Annotated in this window: 13 protein-coding genes; 6 read left to right on the forward strand and 7 right to left on the reverse strand. The window is 34.6% G+C overall.

The features are described from left to right. Nucleotides 1-438: 438 nt before the first annotated feature. The gene (locus FDY99_RS13735; protein ID WP_139422230.1) at nt 439-906 is read right to left on the reverse strand and encodes a VanZ family protein; all 468 of its coding nucleotides are present in this window, start codon (nt 904-906) and stop codon (nt 439-441) included. 191 nt (nt 907-1097) lie between these two features. Next, complete coding sequence (locus tag FDY99_RS13740; RefSeq protein WP_139422232.1) at nt 1098-2726, reverse strand: acyl-CoA carboxylase subunit beta; 1629 nt, start codon at nt 2724-2726, stop codon at nt 1098-1100. Nucleotides 2727-3179: 453 nt separating this feature from the next. Here FDY99_RS13740 and FDY99_RS13745 point away from each other — a divergent pair, with 453 nt between their 5' ends. The 3 genes from FDY99_RS13745 to FDY99_RS13755 are packed head-to-tail and all read left to right on the forward strand — an operon-like array spanning nt 3180 to nt 5710. Next, nucleotides 3180-4058, forward strand: a complete 879-nt coding sequence (locus FDY99_RS13745) for a DMT family transporter (protein WP_139422234.1) — start codon at nt 3180-3182, stop codon at nt 4056-4058. 13 nt (nt 4059-4071) lie between these two features. Then, complete coding sequence (locus tag FDY99_RS13750; RefSeq protein WP_139422236.1) at nt 4072-5154, forward strand: putative type IX sorting system protein PorV2; 1083 nt, start codon at nt 4072-4074, stop codon at nt 5152-5154. A gap of 22 nt (nt 5155-5176) precedes the next feature. Further along, complete coding sequence (locus FDY99_RS13755) at nt 5177-5710, forward strand: hypothetical protein (RefSeq protein WP_139422238.1); 534 nt, start codon at nt 5177-5179, stop codon at nt 5708-5710. Nucleotides 5711-5928: 218 nt separating this feature from the next. Here FDY99_RS13755 and FDY99_RS13760 read toward each other — a convergent pair whose 3' ends face one another. Further along, nucleotides 5929-7221, reverse strand: a complete 1293-nt coding sequence (locus FDY99_RS13760) for an IS91 family transposase (RefSeq protein ID WP_228423886.1) — start codon at nt 7219-7221, stop codon at nt 5929-5931. Further along, complete coding sequence (locus tag FDY99_RS13765; RefSeq protein ID WP_228448715.1) at nt 7206-8087, reverse strand: tyrosine-type recombinase/integrase; 882 nt, start codon at nt 8085-8087, stop codon at nt 7206-7208. Before FDY99_RS13765 ends, FDY99_RS13760 begins: the two co-directional genes overlap by 16 nt. Before the next feature lie 185 nt (nt 8088-8272). Here FDY99_RS13765 and FDY99_RS13770 point away from each other — a divergent pair, with 185 nt between their 5' ends. Further along, nucleotides 8273-8458, forward strand: coding sequence for a hypothetical protein (locus tag FDY99_RS13770; RefSeq protein WP_185148731.1), 186 nt, complete (start codon nt 8273-8275; stop codon nt 8456-8458). An 87-nt stretch (nt 8459-8545) separates the two neighbouring features. Here FDY99_RS13770 and FDY99_RS13775 read toward each other — a convergent pair whose 3' ends face one another. After that, a complete protein-coding gene (locus tag FDY99_RS13775; RefSeq protein WP_139422240.1) occupies nt 8546-9115 on the reverse strand; it encodes a fasciclin domain-containing protein in 570 nt (189 codons plus the stop codon). Between the two features lie 250 nt (nt 9116-9365). Between FDY99_RS13775 and FDY99_RS13780 the strand changes: the two genes are divergently transcribed. Next, the gene (locus FDY99_RS13780) at nt 9366-9875 is read left to right on the forward strand and encodes an RNA polymerase sigma factor (protein ID WP_228418755.1); all 510 of its coding nucleotides are present in this window, start codon (nt 9366-9368) and stop codon (nt 9873-9875) included. A gap of 1 nt (nt 9876) precedes the next feature. Further along, nucleotides 9877-10701, forward strand: a complete 825-nt coding sequence (locus FDY99_RS13785; protein ID WP_139422242.1) for an anti-sigma factor — start codon at nt 9877-9879, stop codon at nt 10699-10701. Between the two features lie 57 nt (nt 10702-10758). On the opposite strand, the gene uvrC is transcribed toward FDY99_RS13785, so the two are convergent. Together uvrC and FDY99_RS13795 are read right to left on the reverse strand one after the other, a co-directional pair. Beyond that, nucleotides 10759-12552 (reverse strand): excinuclease ABC subunit UvrC, encoded by a 1794-nt coding sequence (gene uvrC, locus FDY99_RS13790; RefSeq protein ID WP_102981582.1) that lies wholly within the window; start codon nt 12550-12552, stop codon nt 10759-10761. Between the two features lie 88 nt (nt 12553-12640). Next, nucleotides 12641-13402: a hypothetical protein gene (locus FDY99_RS13795; protein WP_139422244.1), complete on the reverse strand. Its 762-nt coding sequence runs from the start codon at nt 13400-13402 to the stop codon at nt 12641-12643. Nucleotides 13403-13481: the final 79 nt, after the last annotated feature.

Below are 13481 nucleotides of genomic sequence, written 5' to 3' on the forward strand. Positions count from 1 at the left end.
GAATAATTACATGATTTCATTTACAACAGTAACTTCTTCTTCACAGTTTATTTTCTTTAGTCATAATATATTTATAATAGCTAGTTCAGTAGCGGAACCTTTTTAGTAGCAAATAATCACAATTACACCTCTCTGAGCTCAAGAAAAGTGACGCGTATTAATTTTAGAGTTGTAATAAGTAAAGAGATTAAAGCTGATATAATGAACAAACTAAAGCTGAATAAACTTAGTTGTCTTAATTAAGCCAAAACTAATATCGAATAACTATGATTCTAGCTCGGATAGAAGCGGTTACCCCGCAACGTGAGTAGGAGAGTAGGAAGGATTTAGAGATGGAGAAACAACGACGTGAGGAGTAAAAGCGTATAGCCGGAATAAGCTCCTAAGAAACATAATGTTTTACTAGATTATACATTTACATATCTTAAAAAGTTATATCTAAGAAGCTGTTACAGTAGAATCGTTTTCTAATAATTGAAAATGAAACTGAATATTGGCAATGTTTTTCCAGGTTGCATATTTGAATAGGAAAAAGCCGATTAACATCCCCAAAGTATTTAAAAATACATCGTCTATATCTGCAACGCCTCTGCCTGTAAAATACTGTGTTGATTCGATAATACTTATTGCAATTAAAAAGAACAAAGTAACAGGGATAAAACGGTTGAATTTTTTGATGCATAATCCCAACCAACCGAATGGACTGAATAGAAATATGTTCCCAAATATGTTGACGATAAAAGCTTGATTGTCTATATTATTGTCATTAAAAAAATGCTGGATAGTAATAAACGGCTGATGCTGAATATAAGAAATTTCAGAAGGTTCTCTTCCGGATGCGTAAAACATCATGTATAATAAAACGACGGTATATAAGGCAATAAATACTGCAAAATATCTTTTCATAGGTTTCCTTTTGGGATTAGTAATTAAAAAGAGGTTGTAGTGCTTATTAGTTTTTAGATATATTATGTTAACAAAAATCTTACCTTAATAGTATGGTGTTTTGAAACTTTATAATTCTTTAGGATTATTTAACATAATATAAAAAGCCCCACTTCTAAAAGTGAGGCCAAATATTGTAAAATCGAGTAAAATCACACTTGAATTACTCCCAAATTGAATTTTTCAGTAATCGGAGAATGATTGGCTGCTTCTATACCCATAGAAATCCATTTTCTGGTATCGATAGGGTTGATAATTGCATCAGTCCACAATCTTGAAGCTGCATAGGTTGCTTCCGTCTGTTTTTGATATTTTTTTGTAATGGTATCTAAAATTTCCTGGTGCTCTTCTTCAGTAATTACTTTTCCTTGTTTTTTCAAAGTAGATTCCTGGATTTGTGCTAAAACTTTCGCAGCCTGTGCTCCTCCCATTACAGCCAAATCTGCCCATGGCCAGGCTACAATCAATCTCGGATCGTAAGCTTTTCCACACATTGCATAGTTTCCTGCTCCGTAAGAATTTCCGGTAATGATCGTAAATTTAGGAACAACAGAATTAGAAACTGCATTCACCATTTTTGCACCGTCTTTAATGATTCCACCGTGTTCTGATTTTGAACCTACCATAAATCCTGTTACGTCTTGTAAAAAGATCAAAGGAATTTTTCTCTGGTTGCAATTAGCAATAAATCGCGTTGCTTTGTCGGCAGAATCAGAATAAATTACTCCACCAAACTGCATTTCGCCTTTACCGCTTTTCACCAATTTTCTTTGGTTGGCAACAATTCCTACAGACCAACCGTCAATTCTTGCCGTTGCACAGATAATACTTTTACCGTAATCTGCTTTGTATTCTTCAAATTCAGAATTATCAACAATACATTTTATAATTTCTAAAGTATCGTATTGCTCTGCTCTGGAAACAGGCATAATTCCGAAAATATTATCTATTTTTTCTTTAGGAGGGAAACTTTCTATTCTGTCGAAACCTGCTTTGTCATAGCTTCCTACAGATTTCATAATATTTTTAATACGGTCTAAAGCATCTTTATCGTCTTTAGCTTTATAATCGGTAACTCCAGAAATTGCACAATGCGTTGTTGCTCCACCTAAAGTTTCATTGTCGATACTTTCACCAATCGCAGCTTTTACCAAATAACTTCCGGCCAAGAAAATAGAACCGGTTTTATCAACAATCATTGCTTCGTCGCTCATAATAGGAAGATAAGCTCCCCCCGCAACACAGCTTCCCATCACAGCAGAAATCTGAATAATTCCTGAAGCGCTCATTTTAGCATTATTTCTAAAAATTCTTCCGAACATTTCTTTATCAGGGAAAATTTCGTCCTGCATCGGAAGATAAACTCCTGCAGAATCTACAAGATAAATTATTGGAAGTCTGTTTTCCATAGCGATTTCCTGCGCTCTTAGATTTTTCTTTCCTGTAATCGGAAACCAAGCTCCAGCTTTTACCGAAGCATCATTTGCTACAACTAAACATTGCTTGCCTGAAACATAACCCATTACAACCACAACACCACCACTTGGGCAACCGCCATGTTCTTCATACATTTCATAACCAGCAAAAGCACCAATTTCTATGGAATCTGAATTTTTATCAAGAAGATATTCTATTCTTTCTCTTGCCGTCATTTTCCCTTCGTCACGAAGTTTCTGAAGTCTTTTTTCGCCACCTCCTTTTTTTATTTCTGTAAGCAAACGATTGATTTCAGATAATTTTAATTTATTTTGATCTTCTCTTTTGTTAAATTCAATATCCATGAAATTTATATTTTAATCTGCCTAAAGATACTATTTTTAGAAAAAGTAGTAAAATATGTTTATTTTATTTTAATGATTTGGTTATCAGAAAATTATGATATTTTTAACAAATGATACGTTTTTTTTGGTGCATATTTTGCTAACTTTACAATAGAGTAATAGAAATGAAAGTTTCTATATAAATACTCTAAGTTCCTAGTTTATTTTTTTAATAGTTTATTATTTGAAGGCCCTGAAAGTTCTATAGATTTTCAGGGTTTTTGGATTTTTATACTCATTCTGTTACTTCTTTAATATCCAAATTTTAATATTTAGCGGATAAATTAAATAAAATTTTATCCTGAACAAGAAAGTTGATGTTATCATTAGAAATAATGATACTAATCTTATATTTTTTTAAATTTAATGAAAAGCTATTTGTAAATTTGTCTGTTTAAAATTTAGAGGATCAATATGCAGAAATTAGCACTTTTCAGATTACATTTAATTGTCTTTTTATGGGGATTCACAGCAATTTTAGGTAAACTGATTACCGCAAATGCCCAGATTCTTGTATTTTACAGAATGCTTTTTGCGGCCATATTTCTTTATGCATTTATAAGAATTTACAAAAAAGAGAGCATTAAAGTTTCAAAAAAATTATTCTTACAATTATCGGGAGTTGGTTTTTTTATGACGCTGCATTGGTACTGCTTTTTTTATTCGATTAAAGTTTCCAACGTTTCCATAGCTTTAAGTTGTCTCTCGTTATCTACTTTGTTTGCTTCGGTTTTGGAGCCTATTGTTTTTAAACGGAAAGTAGATGTTTCGGAAGTGGTAATGGGAGCGGTGATTGTTGCCTGTATTTTACTTATTTTTAAAACAGAGTTTCAGTATAAAGAAGGAATTTTTTACGGAGTTTTGTGCGCGATTTTCGGAACCGTTTTTTCTGTTTTTAATGGAAAACTTTTCGGAAAAACCAGTTCTGGAAATATTATTTTCTATGAAATCTTTTCAGGATGGTTTATTTTAATGCTGTTTTATTTGGTAACGGGACAAATCATGCAGATGGATGAAATAAATTATAGAGATCTTGCGTTAATAGGCTTGTTGGCAAGTGTATTTACAGCATATCCTATGTTTGAATCTGTGAAGCTGATGAAATATATTTCGCCATTTACTTTAATTTTAACAGTTAATTTAGAACCAGTTTACGGAATTATACTAGCTTTTTTTATCTTTGGAGAATCAGAACACATGAGCCCTGTATTTTATGTTGCATCTTTGGTTATGATTTTGGCAATTGTTGTAAATGCGCTGATAAAAACTAGAAAACAAAAAAACATTAACTAAGCATCTATTCTACATGATGAAAAAATATCTATTATTAGTATTTTCCCTTTTATTTGGGTTTTCTCAATCTCAGATTATCAGAAAATATTCCAATGAATTTTTAAATATCGGAGCCGGAGCTAGAGGAATCGGGATGGGAGGTGCCGTAATGACCAGTCAGGACGATGTGTATTCACCGATGTGGAATCCTGCAGGCTTGAATGGGATTACAAGAGATTGGCAAGGTGCAGCAATGCACGCAGAATATTTTGAATCTATTGCTAAATATGATTATTTGGCTTACGCAAAAGTTTTGGAAACTGGTGTTTTCGGAGTCTCTGTTGTCCGTTTAGGGGTTGATAATATTTTAAATACTACTCAATTAATCGATACGGAAGGAAATATTGATTACGATAAAATTACTAAATTCTCACAATCAGATTATGCAGGAATCATTTCTTATGCATTCAATCCTGGTGGAAATCCGAAATTGGATGTTGGTGTGAATGCTAAAATCGTTTACCGAAATGTAGGGAAATTTGCAAGCGGATATGGTTTTGGTTTTGATGTTGGTGCTATTTATAAAGCTGATAACGGCTGGAAATTTGGAGGGGTTCTTCGTGATGCTACGACTACCGTCAACTTTTGGACTGTGAATCAAAAAGAATTGTCTACCATTGTAAATGGTGAAGAATTTAACCCTGCTCCAACCGATAAAATGGAATTGACGATGCCGAAGCTAAATGCAGGAGCAAGTAAGTTATTTAATATCAACAGCAGTTTGTATGTTTTACCGGAGGCGGGAATCAATGTAGATTTTGCTAAAACAGCGGCTCTGCTTTCAACAGATTTTGCAAGTATCACGCCTTATGCAGGAGCAGAATTGGGATATCAGAAAATGATTTTTGTAAGAGTAGGTGTTAACAGATTTCAGTCGATTACCGATATTGAAGACCTTCAGAGAAAAGTCTCTTTTCAGCCAAGCGCAGGTATAGGAATTCGTTACAGAGGTTTAACGCTTGATTACGCAATCAGTAATTCAGGAATCGGAGGTTCTAATTTTTACTCTAATTTCTTCTCATTAAAACTGGATATGGGAGAATTTAGAAATGATTAATTATTTTATTTAAATTAATTTTATGAAGAAGTTATCAGTTATTATATCATCTTTTTGTGTGATGCTTTCGTATGCACAGAAAGTTTCTGATTATAAATATGTTGTTGTTCCAAGTTCGCTTGAAAGTTTTAAAAAAAATAATTACGGACTTAGCGCATTTTTAACTAAAAGTCTAAAATCTAAACAATATGTAGTAATTTCTGAAAACAGAGGTCAATGGCCGGAAGAAGCAAATGTTAATCCGTGTAGCGTTCTGAATGCTGATCTCGTAAATGACAGTAGTTTTCTTAGAAATAGAATTATTTTAGAATTTAAAGACTGCAACAGCAAAGTGATTTCTTCTGAAAAAGGAAACTCGTCAATAAAAGAATATGAAGAAGGTTTCAAAGATGCATTATCTAAAGCTTTAGTAAATATTTCTATCTCAAAACCTGTTGAAAACACAACTTTTAAACAGGAAGTTCAAGTGGTGAAAGAAACTGTACAGGAAATTCCTAAAGTAAGCGAACAAAAATCTCAAGCTTCAAAGGCAGAAAAATACAGCAACGGAAAATAGCTAAGTTTTCGTTGCGTGCGAAGCACGAACAATGAAAACCCTGTTGAACGGAAGCTTCGGGAGCTTTTTTCAGCATTATGGGTTTACCGACGAAGGATTTTAAAGATATACAGGAGACTTTCAGAAAGGTCTCTTTTTTTGTGGGTGAATTTGATGGTTTTTCTTGGTTTTATCGTGTTTTCCTTCACTTTTAGGCATAAATACCCTTACCCAAAATGCTAGATTTTTGGCTTTTCAAAGTTTTGGCTCATCTCCAAAAACCAAAGGGGCGGACCGCGCAAATCGAACGTTGCAATCGTTACCAAATTCCCAACTTTGCAGCAACTACATTTCGGCTGAAAAGTTTTGGGTGGAAATTTTCCTTTGGGCTGAATGCCTAAATTCTGTTGCAGATTTTTTAGCTTCATTCGTTTCCATGTGCTGCTGAGAAAACCGTAATGGCGGATTTTCACAAATCTTTTCGGCAAAATATGCATCGCAAAACGGCGGATAAACTCCTCATGGCTCAAAACCATCTGCTTTTTGATGCCTTTTTGGCGGTAATCTTTGTACTCCAACGTTACATTTTCCGCATCAACTTTCCTGATTCTCTGGTTGCTGATCGCGATTTTGTGCGTATATCTTCCCAAATATTCCACCACAGATTTCGGGCTGCCAAAGGGTTTTTTAGCGAAAACTACCCAAGGTTTTTCCCAAAGTTTTTGTCTGAGTTTTTCATAAGTTTCTGCTTCATTTTTTCGGTTTTCAAATTGATTTTCATCATTTTCCGTCTGATTTTTATTACATTTTAATGATAACCGAACCTTCAGCTTCTCACAAAATTTAGCCCTGAAAACTTTGCTCAAAGCCTTTACAGGAAACAAAAAATTACCGTCGCTTCTGATGTTTTTCCAAACTCCGTTTTCATCCACGCCGCCACCCGGAACGATGCAGTGCAAATGCGGATGCAGACTCAGATTCTGTCCCCAAGTATGCAAAATAGCGATCATTCCCATTTTTAAACCTCGATTTTCACCAAAGGTTTGCAGCGTTTCCCAAGCCGATTCAAATAAAATATCATACAACATTTTCGGAGCATGAAGTGCGGTTTTGTTCAGCACTTCCGGAACGGTAAAAACCACGTGAAAATAAGGCACTGGAAGCAGTTCGGTTTCCCGGTTTTCAATCCATTTTTCGCGGTTTTTGCCCTGACATTTCGGGCAGTGCCGGTTTCGGCAGGAGTTGTAGCTGATGCTGATATTTCCGCATTCGTCACAAGCGTCAATATGACCGCCCAAAGCCGATGTACGGCACTTTTTTAACGCAAATAAAGTTCTTAATTGCCAGGAATTTAATCCTAAATTTTCTAGTTTTGAACCTAAAATATTCAACACATCTGCGACTTCGTATCGAGGTTGAGATTCAGGTTGAGCAGACTGTATTTTTGAGATTTCTAAACGTTGATTTTCATTAAATTTAAAGCTTGAATTTTGGCTTTTAACAAATTCAAAACCAACTACTTCGCTCTGCATTCCTCAAACAAAGTATCCAGTGGAGAGAAGAGTTTTTGGGTAGAAAGTTGGGCGATTTGAAGGTAAACGAGGGTCGTTTCGATGTTTTCGTGGCCGAGGAGATTTTTGATGCTCACAATGTTCATCCCATCCTCCAAAAGATGCGTCGCAAAACTGTGCCGAAGCGTATGAACACTCACTTCTTTCAATATTTTTGCCGTTTTTGAAGCCTGTTTCACCGCCCATTGTACGCCACGTTGCGAATATCTTGAATCGAATTCTCCACCTGCACGATTTGCTCGAGGTTCTCCAAAGAGAAAATCTTCCGGTTTTTCCGCTTCAATATATTTTTTCAAACCCCGAATCAAATGTTCCGACAAAGGCAAATAGCGGTCTTTTTTGCCTTTTCCCTGAACCACTTTCAGCTGTTTTCGGTAAAAATCCAAATCGCATAAACGGAGATTTCTGACCTCCAGACAGCGCAATCCGCAACCGTAAAGCAACCCGATTAAGATTTTATGTTTTAAAAGTTTACAGCATGACAACATCTGCCAAACCTCCTGTTTACTGAGCACAACAGGCAGTTTTTTCTCTTTTTTAATTTCCGGAAGACTTAGATAATCGTAGCTCAAACCTTCCGATTTCAACAGAAACCGAAGTCCGTAAACCGTGTGTTTAAAATACGATTGCGAGGGTGATCTTGATTTTTTCTGAAGGTAAAAAAGGTAATCGTGGATCTGCTCAGGATCCAATTCTGTCGGGATTTTCCCGAAATGCAGCGACACCGCCGCGACGTGTCTGGAGTAATTATTGAACGTGCTCTGACTGCGTCCCAACACCGAAACCGTACGTTCAAAACGGCTTAAAAGTTCTGTAAAACCAGGCACTTCGCGCTTTGCCTGATTGATGATTTTGTTTTCTCTGAGCTCGTCTAAACTCTTTTTTTTGTAGCCATTCTATTGATTTTTTAATTAACTTTACAAAGTAACTGATTTATGCGATTGGGAAAGCTACCGAAGGTTTAGTTCAACTAAGTCTTCAGAAAATTCAGATTGATGCTTCTCAATTTATTTTGGTAGACGGAAACAGTTCTGTTCCTTTTGCTACTTTCAAAGAGACTACTAAAAAAGATGTTTTCAGAGTTAAATTAGGTTCAGGCGAATCTACAACAGGATATTATGAAAATGGAAATTTAGTAATTGAAATTCCAAAAGGTAACGACGAATATTCTAAAGAAGTATTTTCACCTGTAAAATAGCTTTACAACTTTTCAAAAAAAATATAAAAAAGGCTTACCCGAAAATTTCAGGTAAGCCTTCCTTAAAATAAACCATAAAAACTAAAATTAAGGCATCAACACCGTATCAATTACGTGTATCACACCATTTGACTGATTAACGTCTGCAATCGTAACTTTCGCTTTGTTACCTTTTGCATCGGTAACATATAAATCTTTTCCTTTTGTCCAGAACGTAAGCTCTTCACCTTGTACAGTTTTCATCATTGCTTTACCGTTTCCTGCTTTTATCGCTGCCCAAACTTGTTTTGCACTATATTTTCCGGGTAAAACATGATAGGTAAGGATTTTTATAAGCATTGCCTTATTCTCTGGTTTTACTAAATTTTCAACTGTTCCTGTTGGTAATTTTGCAAAAGCAGCATCAGTTGGAGCAAATACTGTGAAAGGACCTTTGCTTTGAAGCGTTTCCACTAAACCGGCAGCTTTTACTGCGGCAACCAATGTCTTGTGGTCTTTAGAATTTACCGCATTTTCAATAATGTTTTTAGAAGGATACATTGCTGCTCCACCTACCATTACTGTTTTTTCTTTCATTTGCTGTGCAGCTGCATTTCCACTGAATGCGAATGATAAAGCCACCATTCCGAATACTGCGATTTTTGATCTTGTGTTCATTTCTTTAATTTTTTAAATTATTATTGAGTAAGTAATTTTGTTTGTTACCCTCATTTACGAAGATCAGTTTGGTTTAGATTTAAGAATTTAAATTTTAACAATAATTAACGGTAATTGATTATTTTTTAATCAATTCTGTGTGGTACGTAATTTTTAAAACTTTTTTCTCATTATTTATATTATTTCATTACATTTGAAATGAAAAATATTCACCATCAAAACAAATTATTCAGAAGAAGAACTTATCGTTTTGCTGAGACAGAAAAACGAAGCTGGTTTTCATCACTTGTATGATAACTATTCTGGTGCGTTGTATGGTGTAATTCTCAGAATTGTTCAGTCTAAAGAATATACAGAAGAGATTATTCAGGATGTTTTTGTAAAAATCTGGAATTCCATTCATCAATATGATGCTGCGAAAGGTAGATTTTATACTTGGATGATTAATATTGCAAGAAACACGGCAATTGATTATCTTAAATCTAAAAGCTTTCAAAACCAACTTAAAAACCAACCTTTACCAGATTTCGTATATGAGAATGCGGAACTTACAACTACCAATAATTCAGATTTTATTGGGTTTAATAAAGTGCTTGAAAGTTTGGAATCTGATAAGCAGGAACTCATTGATCTTGCCTATTATCAAGGATTTACGCAGAGTGAAATATCAGAAAAACTGAATATGCCTTTAGGTACTGTTAAAACAAAAATGCGAAATGCATTGATTAAATTAAAAGACTTGTTAAAAGATTATCAATAAATTGGATAGTAAAGAATACATATCATCCGGAATTCTAGAATCTTACATTCTAGGTCTTGTTTCTCCCGAGGAAGCAGGTATTTTGGAGTGTGTGATGAAGAATAATGCTGAAGTAAAAGCTGCCTATGAAGAGGCGCAGAAAACTTTTGAATTGCTTGCAACTGCACAGGCAATGACACCACCCACTGATTTAAAAGCAAAAATCTGGGATAAAATTCAACTTGAACAAGAAGTTGTAGAAGAGAAACCTGTAATTCCTATTAATAATGTTGAACCAAAAATGGAAACTCAACAGATAACGCAGGAAATAAAAGTAGAAAAAAGTAACAGCTGGAAAACCTTTGCGGTGGCTGCATCTGTTTTATTTTTAGTGAGTATTGGAGGTAATTTATATTGGATGAACAGCCAAAACGAAATGAAAAACGAATTAGCTGGTTTAAAGTCTGATAAGCAATCTCAGAATCTTGCGATGCAAAATCTTGAGCAAAAACTGAAGATAACTTCAAACCCAAATATGCTTAAAATTGTTTTGGCGGGCGTTGAAAAACATCCAGAATCCAACGCTGTGGTATATTGGGATAAAACTTCAAAAGATGTTTACTTAACGGCGAATAGCTTGCCAAAAGCTCCTGAAGGAATGCAGTACCAACTTTGGGCAATTGCAGACGGAAAACCAGTGAGCGCAGGAATGTACACCGACGAAAAAGATGCTAAAATAGCTTTAGCCAATATTCCGAATGCGCAGGCTTTTGCCATTACTTTAGAAAAAGAAGGCGGAAGCACAATTCCTACAATGGAAAACATGTATGTAATGGGAGGAGTTTAAAACTTTTCTTTAACAATAAATTGAAAATCTCTTATCATCGATAAGAGATTTTTTGTTTTATTCAGCATTGAAAAATTCCCAGATTACTTTCGCTTTAGATTTTCCTAAAATTTCTTCTAAAGTTTCTAGGTTGGCTTCTTTTATTCTTTTGACTGATTTTAGTTTAGATAAAAGCAATTCAATTGTTTTTTCACCAACCCCCGGAATTTCCTCAAGCTCAGATTTTATGGTAGAATTGGTACGTCTTGTTCTGTGATGTTTTACGCCAAAACGGTGGGCTTCATCACGTACTTGTTGTAAAATCTTAAGCGTTTCAGATTTTTTATCGAGATATAAAGGAATAGGATCTTCAGGAAAGAAAATTTCTTCGAGTCTTTTGGCAATTCCCACAATGGTAATTTTTCCGTAAAGACCAAGAAGTTTTAAACTTTTTACAGCAGAAGATAGCTGTCCTTTTCCACCATCGATCAAAATTAATTGAGGTAAACTTTCGCCTTCCTCCAACATTCTTTTGTAGCGTCTGAAAATGACTTCTTCCATGGTTTTAAAATCATCAGGACCGATAACCGTTTTAGGATGGAAAATTCTGTAGTCAGCCTTACTCGGTTTTCCGTTTTTAAAAACAACACATGCCGAAACCGGATTGGTTCCCTGAATATTTGAGTTGTCAAAACCTTCAATATGTCTCGGTTCTACAGGCATTCTTAATAGCTTTTGCATTTCTGCCATAATTCTGTTAGAATGTCTTTCGGGATCTACAATCTGTACCTGTTTTAATTTTTCAATTCTGTATTCTTTGGCGTTTTTTTCAGAAAGTTCAACGATTCTTTTTTTATCGCCGACTTTCGGAACAATCAGCTTTACGTTCGGAATTTCAACGGTTAAGTGAAACGGAAGCAAAACTTCTTTAGAATCAGAATCAAATTTTTGGCGGATTTCTATCAAAGCCTCTTCCATGATCTCTTCATCGGTTTCTTCAAGCATTTTCTTGATCTCTGTGGTAAAACTTTGAATAATATTTCCGTTCCTGATCTTGAAATAATTAACATAAGCCGCAGTCTCATCACTCGTCATTCCGAAAACATCTACATCATCAATATCCGGATTTACTACGGTATGTTTCACCTGATAATCCTCCAAAATATCCAGTCTTTCTTTAATGAGCTGTGCATTTTCAAACTGAAGATTAGACGCATATTTCGTCATTTGATTGATCAAATATTCTTTTGCTCTTCGGAAATCTCCTTTTACAATCCCACGAATTGCATCGATTTTTTCGTCGTAATCTTCCTTGCTTTCCAAATCTTCACACGGTCCTTCACAGTTTTTTATATGAAACTCAAGACAGACCTTGTATTTACCTTCCTCAATTTTTTTCGGAGATAAATTTAAATTGCAGGTACGAAGTTTATAAATATGCTTAATTGTGTCTAATAAAATCTTTGCAGGACGTACTTTTGCGTAAGGTCCAAAATATTCCGAACCGTCTTTTATTTTATTTCTCGTAAGAAAAATCCTTGGAAAATCTTCATTTTTAATACAAATCCACGGATAAGTTTTATCATCTTTCAACATCACGTTGTAGAAAGGCTGATGTTCTTTAATCAGATTGTTTTCCAATAAAAGAGCGTCGTATTCACTGTTGACAATAGTGGTTTCAAGACGGTTGATCTTTCCGACCATAATTCTGGTACGGTACCCGGAAAGCGTTTTGTTGAAATAAGAAAGTACTCTTTTCTTTAGGTTTTTAGCCTTTCCTACATACAGCAGATTTTCGTTTTTATCATAATATCGATAAACGCCGGGTTCTGAAGGTAAAGTTTTAAGCTGTAATTCTAAAGACGGATTCATATCACAAAATTAAGCATTCTCAATGTATTTTATACCAACAAAAAAAGCTGCAGAAATTCTACAGCTTCAGATTTATCATTAAATAATTTTATCCTTTTGTCATTTCGGTGTATTGACTCACCAAAAAGCTGAAATAATCCCATTCTACAGATTTTTTAGGATATTTTTTCATGAATTCTGTATTGTCGCCAAATAAGAAATCATAATTGTCTTCAAAATCATCTTTGTGCAACCACATTACTTTGTCGCCTTTTTTCACATAGAAAGATTTAATAACTCCGCCACCCAATTGAGGACCACCAAAAGAAACACCTCCGGTTTCTTTAGCTCTCGGATCATGATAAACGGAGATAATGTCGCTGAATTCAGGATTGATAAGCTGCATCAAAAATTCTTTTTCATCTTTTTTATTCTTTAAAGAAACAGTTTGATTCACAAAGTGAATGTTTTCACCGGTTGTATTTTTTGTCAGTTTTTTGGTTCCGAAGTTTCTGATGTTTCCAAAATATTTTCCAACTTTTGCAATTTTTTCAGCGTTACTTGGGTAAATATACATTTCACTTACATTTTCAGCATTAAAAGTCATTTGCTTTTTTGTAGCGCTGTCTTTAATGGCAATTTCGTAGATCTGTCCTTTTTTAGAATCAACTTTACTGCAATATCCTTTATTTACAGTTCCGTCTTTCATGATAATAGTAGATATTTTCTTTGGAGACGGAATATTGAAACCTTCATTGAAAAGATAAGTTTCCATTTTTTTGATGTCTTCCTTAGAATACTTCACCTTGTCTTGAGCGAATGAGAATGCACTTGTGAATGAAAGTGCCCATAATAGAGCTTTAAATTTCATAAATATTAGTTTAAATTATTTCGGTAAAAATAACTAAATAATTGATGATTTGATAAAATATTTTAAGGATGTCGAAGTT

The organism is Chryseobacterium mulctrae (assembly GCF_006175945.1).
Lineage (GTDB): Bacteria > Bacteroidota > Bacteroidia > Flavobacteriales > Weeksellaceae > Chryseobacterium > Chryseobacterium mulctrae.